The organism is Vibrio halioticoli NBRC 102217, assembly GCF_000496695.1.
In the GTDB taxonomy this organism is placed as follows: domain Bacteria; phylum Pseudomonadota; class Gammaproteobacteria; order Enterobacterales; family Vibrionaceae; genus Vibrio; species Vibrio halioticoli.
Window position 1 is genome coordinate 33,753 of sequence record NZ_BAUJ01000049.1, and the last position, 6,799, is coordinate 40,551.

Annotated in this window: 5 protein-coding genes; 4 read left to right on the forward strand and 1 reads right to left on the reverse strand. The window is 43.7% G+C overall.

The features are described 5' to 3' along the window. The first annotated feature begins 85 nt into the window (after positions 1-85). From cls to VHA01S_RS13730, 4 genes are all read left to right on the forward strand, one after another. Entirely contained in the window at positions 86-1,540 is a 1,455-nt protein-coding gene (cls, locus tag VHA01S_RS13715) for a cardiolipin synthase (protein ID WP_023404961.1), read from the forward strand. 82 nt (positions 1,541-1,622) lie between these two features. Next, positions 1,623-2,831, forward strand: a complete 1,209-nt coding sequence (locus VHA01S_RS13720; protein ID WP_023404962.1) for a cystathionine beta-lyase — start codon at positions 1,623-1,625, stop codon at positions 2,829-2,831. Positions 2,832-3,026: 195 nt separating this feature from the next. Next, positions 3,027-3,551 (forward strand): RNA methyltransferase, encoded by a 525-nt coding sequence (locus VHA01S_RS13725; protein WP_039970994.1) that lies wholly within the window; start codon positions 3,027-3,029, stop codon positions 3,549-3,551. A 55-nt stretch (positions 3,552-3,606) separates the two neighbouring features. Continuing rightward, complete coding sequence (locus tag VHA01S_RS13730) at positions 3,607-4,746, forward strand: ribosomal protein uL16 3-hydroxylase (protein WP_023404964.1); 1,140 nt, start codon at positions 3,607-3,609, stop codon at positions 4,744-4,746. 376 nt (positions 4,747-5,122) lie between these two features. Here VHA01S_RS13730 and VHA01S_RS13735 read toward each other — a convergent pair whose 3' ends face one another. Beyond that, positions 5,123-6,619, reverse strand: coding sequence for an alkaline phosphatase (locus tag VHA01S_RS13735; RefSeq protein WP_039970996.1), 1,497 nt, complete (start codon positions 6,617-6,619; stop codon positions 5,123-5,125). Between the last annotated feature and the right edge of the window lie 180 nt (positions 6,620-6,799).

Genomic DNA, 6,799 nt, shown 5'->3' on the forward strand with positions numbered 1-6,799 from the left:
TCATCCCTTTGTCTTAAAAAACGCACAAAGGCAACTTTTCCGTATACACTACAGCTATTAAGTGATTGATTATTAACTGAGAGAAATGGAAGGATTTTATCAAGCCCTCACTTTGATAGGGATTGGCCTATATTGGATGTTGGTCGCCGGTGTCACGATTCGTGTGGTTATAAAACGCCGCTCAGTCAGTGTGTCTCTAGCTTGGCTAATGATCATCTATATCCTGCCTATTTTCGGTGTCATCTTTTATTTCCTGTTTGGCGAGCTTAACCTGGGTAAGAAACGGGCCGAGCGAGCGCAAGCTATGTTTATTCCTTATAAGACATGGTTTCTCAAACTGCTGGACTGTAATGCTCACTTACCAGAAAAAACGCCTACTCACATTACCCATATTGATGATCTCTGTACCAACCGTATGGGTATTCCTGCTTTATGTGGTAACACCCTCTCTTTGCAAGACACCCCACAAAAGATTTTAAAATCCATTATTGAAGATATTGAACTGGCGCAGCACTTTATTCGAATGGAGTTTTATATTTGGAACGAAGGTGGACAAGCCAACGGCGTGGTTTCTGCCCTTATTCGCGCTTCACAACGTGGCGTACGTTGTCAGATTCTATTGGACGCCGCAGGGAGTGGTAAGTTCTTCTCTTCATCTTGGTGTCAGATGATGGAAAATGCCGGCGTGGAAGTGGTGCAGGCCCTCAAGGTAAAGCCTATTCGTATGTTCTTACGCCGTTTAGATTTGCGTCAGCATCGTAAAATCATCGTCATTGATGATGCGGTGGCCTACACAGGTTCCATGAACTTGGTTGACCCTGAGTATTTTAAGCAAGATGCAGGGGTTGGCATGTGGGTGGATGTGATGGTGCGTATTACCGGCCCTACGGTAAACGTACTGTCGGCTATCCATTGCTGGGACTGGGAAGTAGAAACCGGCGAGCGCTCTTTCCCTACTGCGCCTGAGTGCCATATTAAACAAGATAACTTACTGCACCCCATTCAAGTGGTGCCATCCGGCCCGGGTATGCCGGAGAATTTAATACACCAAGTATTGAACATATCCATTAGCCGCGCCTTAAAATCGGTGACCATCACCACCCCTTACTTTGTGCCAAGCGAAGAGCTATTGCAAACATTGCGCACCACCGCTCAGCGCGGGGTAAAAGTAGAGCTAATCATTCCGAAAAACAACGACTCGATTATGGTGGGTTGGGCATCTAAAGCTTTTTATGCGGAGCTGCTCTCTGCAGGCGTGCTCATTCATGAGTTCACCGGGGGGTTACTGCATACCAAGTCGGTCGTCATTGACGAGCAGTACTGCCTTATCGGTACCGTAAACCTTGATGTGCGCAGTCTGTGGCTGAACTTTGAAGTGACTTTAGTGGTGGATGATGCCGAATTCACTAAGCAACTGTACTGGTTACAACAAACTTATATGGAACAATCCACCGTGGTGGATGAGGCGCGCTGGCGTGAGCGCAGCATTCAACATAGATTCTTGGAGCGTGTCTTCTATCTATTCAGTCCAATTTTGTAATCTTAATTGTTGATATTTTACTTGCACTGCCTGCCTTGCTCATGGTTTAAATAAGGAAAAGAAACCACATCAGGGAAGGCAGATGTCTAAAAGCAAATCTCCAGTATCGAAACCAACGCAACTTATCAGTGCTGGCAGAGACAAAAAATACACTCATGGAGTGGTAAACCCTCCGGTACAGCGCGCATCAACGGTGTTATTCGACACTGTCGCTGAGAAAACTCAAGCTACTATTAATCGCGCTAATAAAGCCCTTTTTTACGGTCGTCGTGGCACTCAAACCCACTTTGCTTTTCAAGATGCTATGGTTGAGCTAGAAGGTGGATTTGGCTGTGCGTTATACCCGTGTGGTACTGCGGCCATTTCCAATGCCATTTTATCTTTTGTCAAAGCCGGCGATCACATTTTAATGGTCGATACTTGTTACGAGCCCACTCGCGACTTCTGTAACACCATGCTAAAACGTCTTGGCGTGGAAACCACTTACTATGCGCCTACCATTGGTGAAGAAATTAGCGAGCTAATTCAGCCGAATACTAAAATTCTGTTTTTAGAATCTCCGGGCTCGGTGACTATGGAAGTGCAAAACGTACCACTGCTTGCTGAGATTGCGCACAACAACGACATGATTGTGATGCTTGATAACACTTGGTCTGCGGGTCTGCACTTCTCTCCGTTTGACTATGGCGTTGATATTTCCATTCAAGCGGCCACAAAATACATCGTGGGTCACTCCGATGTAATGCTTGGCACTGCAATTGCGACGGAGGCTTACTGGGATCAACTGCGCGAAAACAGCTATTTGATGGGACAATGTGTCTCCCCAGATGATGCTTACCTTGGTTTACGCGGCATTCGCACTCTTGATCTGCGCTTAAAGCAGCACCAGCAAAGCAGTTTAGCCGTGGCTAAATGGTTACAAGCTCGCCCTGAAGTGGATCATGTTAGACATCCTGCCCTTGAAACTTGCCCAGGTCATGAATATTTTGCACGTGACTTCACCGGTGGCAATGGTCTGTTCTCGTTTGTGATGAAATCACAAAACAGCAAAGCGACCACTGCGCTATTAGATGGCATGGAACTGTTTGGTATGGGGTATTCTTGGGGCGGTTATGAGAGCCTTATTCTTGCCAATGAACCACGTAGCTTTAATAGCCTAAGAACGGTGGCAAACCCTAACTTTACTGGTACTTTGTTCCGTATTCATACCGGTCTTGAAAACGTTGACGATCTTATCAAAGATTTAGAAAACGGTTTTGCTCGTTACAACGCCGTGTTAAACGCGCAATAACCCGTAAATAGTCACTCGTTAATATTTGGCTTCTTCGCTCTAGAGAAGCCAAATCACAATCCCCTCTTCTATTTCTTGGCTAGACCTATATACTGCCCGCATCAATGAGTAGGTTGTATGCTGTCAAAAATCCTTTTTAAAACGGTTTCTAAAACCTATCTCTAACATCCGTTTCAACAAGCTGTGTCTAAAATTATGTCTAAAAATAACTTCACCATTATTGGTCTATGTAACCCTAAAAGCCCTACTAATGTTGGGGCCGTCATGCGCGCCGCTGGCTGTTACCAAGCCGACGAAGTGCGATTTACTGGCGAGCGCTTTGCAAAAGCCGCTAAATATCATACCGACACCAAAGATATGACCACCAAGATTGCCCTTAATCAAATGCAATCTATGACCGACGATCTTGATGATGATATTAAAATTGTGTGCGTGGAATTAGCAGAAGGCGCAACGCCGCTGCCACAGTTTAACCACCCACAAAAAGCCCTCTATATTTTCGGCCCAGAAGACAGTTCGATCCCGCAAAGCATTGTCGATAAAGCTGACGAAGTGGTTTACGTACCCACTATTGGTTGTATGAACCTTGCCGCAACCGTAAACGTACTTTTATATGACCGACTGGCAAAATCAGGCCAAGCGATTGACCATACTAGCCGCGTACTTGAAAGCCGTGATGTCAATAATCGCTTAAAAGTCTCTCAACACGAGCAATCTTAGTTGTGCATTTAAATGCTTCACACATCTTTGGCAACGCATTAATTTAAGGAAAACCATGTACCAACTCACCGTTTCATTAGAGCAATTCTTAGCCGAATTTTGGCAAAAGAAACCGACCATTATCAAAGGCGGTTTTGCACACTTCCAAGACCCTGTTTCGCCAGAAGAGCTAGCGGGGCTGACGATGGAAGAAGAAGTGGACTCTCGCTATGTATCTAACAAAAACGGTGAATGGACAGCAGAGCATGGCCCATTTAACGAAGACAAATACGCTGAACTTGATGAATCCAACTGGTCTATCATAGTGCAAGCGGCCAATCACTGGCACCAAGGCGCGGCTCAATTGGTTGAGCCTTTCAAAGCCATGCCACAGTGGTTATTTGATGACTTGATGATCAGCTACTCGGTAAAAGATGGCGGCGTTGGCCCTCATATCGACCAATATGATGTGTTTATTATTCAAGGGAGCGGTAAACGCCACTGGCGAGTAGGCGCAAAGGATGAAGGTCAGTACATCGAAACCTGTCGCCACAGCGCCCTACGTCAAATTGAATCCTTTGACGCGATTATCGATGACATCCTTGAACCGGGTGACATCTTATACATTCCGCCGGGCTTTCCACACGATGGCTACGCACTAGAGCCTTCAATGAGTTACTCGGTGGGTTTTCGCTCCCCTAAAGAGCAAGAGCTGATCAGTAATTTCGCCGACTACGTTTTAGCCAATGATATTGGTGATGAGCACCTGCACAAACCCGACTTGAGCACGCAAAACAATTTTGGGCAAATCAGCTCAAGCGATCTGCAGTCATTAACCCAAATGTTAAAAGCCTCACTCGATGATGAACAATGTATCAGTGACTTTATGGGTTGCATGTTAAGCCAGTCACGCCACCAGCTGAATATCATCACCCCAGAACCGCTTTGGCAAAGTGAAGAAATAGCCAACCACATTCAAACCGGCGGGTTTATAGAGAAAGTATCAGGTCTGCGCGCCCTATTTCACGAGCAAGATCCAAGCATCGCGTACATTAACGGTGAAGTGATTAAGGTGCCAAACGAGTGTACAGATGTTATTGAGTTATTGTGTGGTCAAGAGCAGATAAGCGCCGATAACTGGCCTAGCGAAACCTCTAGCGCTATGGTTTCGTTGTTGTGCGATTTGGTTAACAAAGGCTATTGGTATATAGATTAAACGAGGAATAATAGAGTGTTGTGTTTATCAAGAGCCATAAATTGAACGGCAAATAACTTAGAAAAACAGCACTCTATTTTAAACTCACGGGTAAATGCCATTTACCCAAAGCCTCACGTATCTTGTCGGTGAGCATTAAAAATAAAACTTGCTGAGGCTACAAAATGTTTTTCTGAATACATATTTAATTTTCAATTAAATAAAGCCCCTGCAATTTTAAGCGGGATTTTTGCTTTGTCTTTCTTGATTATTGGTGTTTGATTTAGTTGAATGAAAAAACGTGGCGTTAGCAATTTCATCTGCACATTTTATAGGTAAGTATAAAAGGCATACCCTTTCGAGTATGCCTTTTCCCATCACTAAAAAGTATCAGTGATTATTCTTCAAAAATATCTTTAATCGCGTGGAATAGGTGATTGTTTTGGAAGTAGTCACCTGTTGCTCCCGTATGGCGGTAACGCTCTGCATAGCTTTCGTCAGTACCGATAACATATTCAGAGAATTTATCTGCGCCATTACCTTTAGCATAGAAACGAACTAGCTCGTTAGTATGAGAGCCGCTGTAGTAAGCGACTGTTGGCATCTTCTCTGCACCTGGGTTTTCAACACCCGCATAGATAGCTGAATCAGAAGTTTCACCTAACACGTACGCATTCCCGTGGTCAGTTGTCACGATAAGTAGTGTTTCTTCCCAGTTGCTGTTTGCTTCAACCCAGTCAAACACATCTTTTACTGCATCATGGAAGTCAACTTGCTCTTCGATAATACCAGCAGTGTCTTTACGGTGAGCAGCCCAATCGACTGCGCCACCTTCGATCATAGCAAAGAAGCCATTTTCATTTTGAGATAGGTAGTTCAATGCACCGACAGACATAGTGCCTAGATCTGGAACGGACGCCAGTTCAGGACAAGCAAAAGCAGTTTCACGTAAAGATTCATCTTCACAAGTACGGTCATATTGTGTCGTCCAACCCGTTTGGAAAATACCCAGTAGCGGACCATTCATTATCTCATCTGATGCAATGCCTTGCGCTAGCTGATCAAAGCTGTCTTTAGTTTCGATGAACGTCCAAGGAGTTTCAGAAGTTGCTGAAGTTAGCGTACCAGCTTGAAGCTCATTCCAATCTTCCTCACTAATGTATCTGAAGTTATAATCAGCCTCTGCTAATTTTTGACCATCACCATCATACAAAGGGTGACCACTACCGATAATAAGATCAGCATGGCCATTTTTTAGCATTGAGCTGGCAATTTCATGGTAGTTATTACGTGAAATATTGTTCGCAGCAAATGCCGCTGGCGTTGCGTGAGAGAACATTACGCTAGAAATAATACCGGTTGAAAGGCCATGCTCATGAGCATATTCGGTAATTTGCTTTTGAGGCACACCACAATTGTTGACGGCAAGACCACCATTGTAAGTTGATTGGCCTGTTGCAATAGCTGAACCAGAAGCCGCCGAGTCAGTATAATTAGTATTAATGTAATCATAACCAGCAAAAACTTTATCGCTTTCAATGAGTGTATCGTCAGCAGCCTTTTCCGGATCGTAGCCAAAGCCCTCGGCATACTGATCAGGATCACAGCTATCGCTTTCATCAGGTACAGAGTTACCATTTAGAGCATAAGTCGTCATCGCATAACGAGTATCTAGCTCATTGAAGGGATAAGTATCATTCAATAGCTCACCGTGTTGCCAAAAACTTGCGATATCCCAAGCTCCATCACTTGCTCCATCACTGATCATTAAAATAACGTTTTTAGTTTTATTGACTTGGTCATTTGCTTCATCTGAACTGCTCTCAGATTGACAGCCAGAAAGAAGAAGTGCGGCTGCAATAGAAATAGCAAGAGTAGAATTAGAGGGTTTCATTTGTGTTATATCCATTATTGAAAAAACTAAATGGAATATAGATTCTTTTCATGATGATTTTATTAAAGAAAAATAATGTAAATATTAATCTGAAATATAGGTTGTTTTATAATCAGCAGTAAAATAACTGTATTTAATCTGTCATAAACTTCAAGAAATTAGATTAATACCAATCACACT

Bases quoted from the DNA above. Each gene is read 5' to 3' on its own strand.
- cls (WP_023404961.1), top strand. From the start codon at position 86: ATGGAAGGATTTTATCAAGCCCTCACTTTGATAGGGATTGGCCTATAT.
- VHA01S_RS13720 (WP_023404962.1), top strand. From the start codon at position 1,623: ATGTCTAAAAGCAAATCTCCAGTATCGAAACCAACGCAACTTATCAGT.
- VHA01S_RS13725 (WP_039970994.1), top strand. From the start codon at position 3,027: ATGTCTAAAAATAACTTCACCATTATTGGTCTATGTAACCCTAAAAGC.
- VHA01S_RS13730 (WP_023404964.1), top strand. From the start codon at position 3,607: ATGTACCAACTCACCGTTTCATTAGAGCAATTCTTAGCCGAATTTTGG.
- VHA01S_RS13735 (WP_039970996.1), bottom strand. From the start codon at position 6,619: ATGAAACCCTCTAATTCTACTCTTGCTATTTCTATTGCAGCCGCACTT.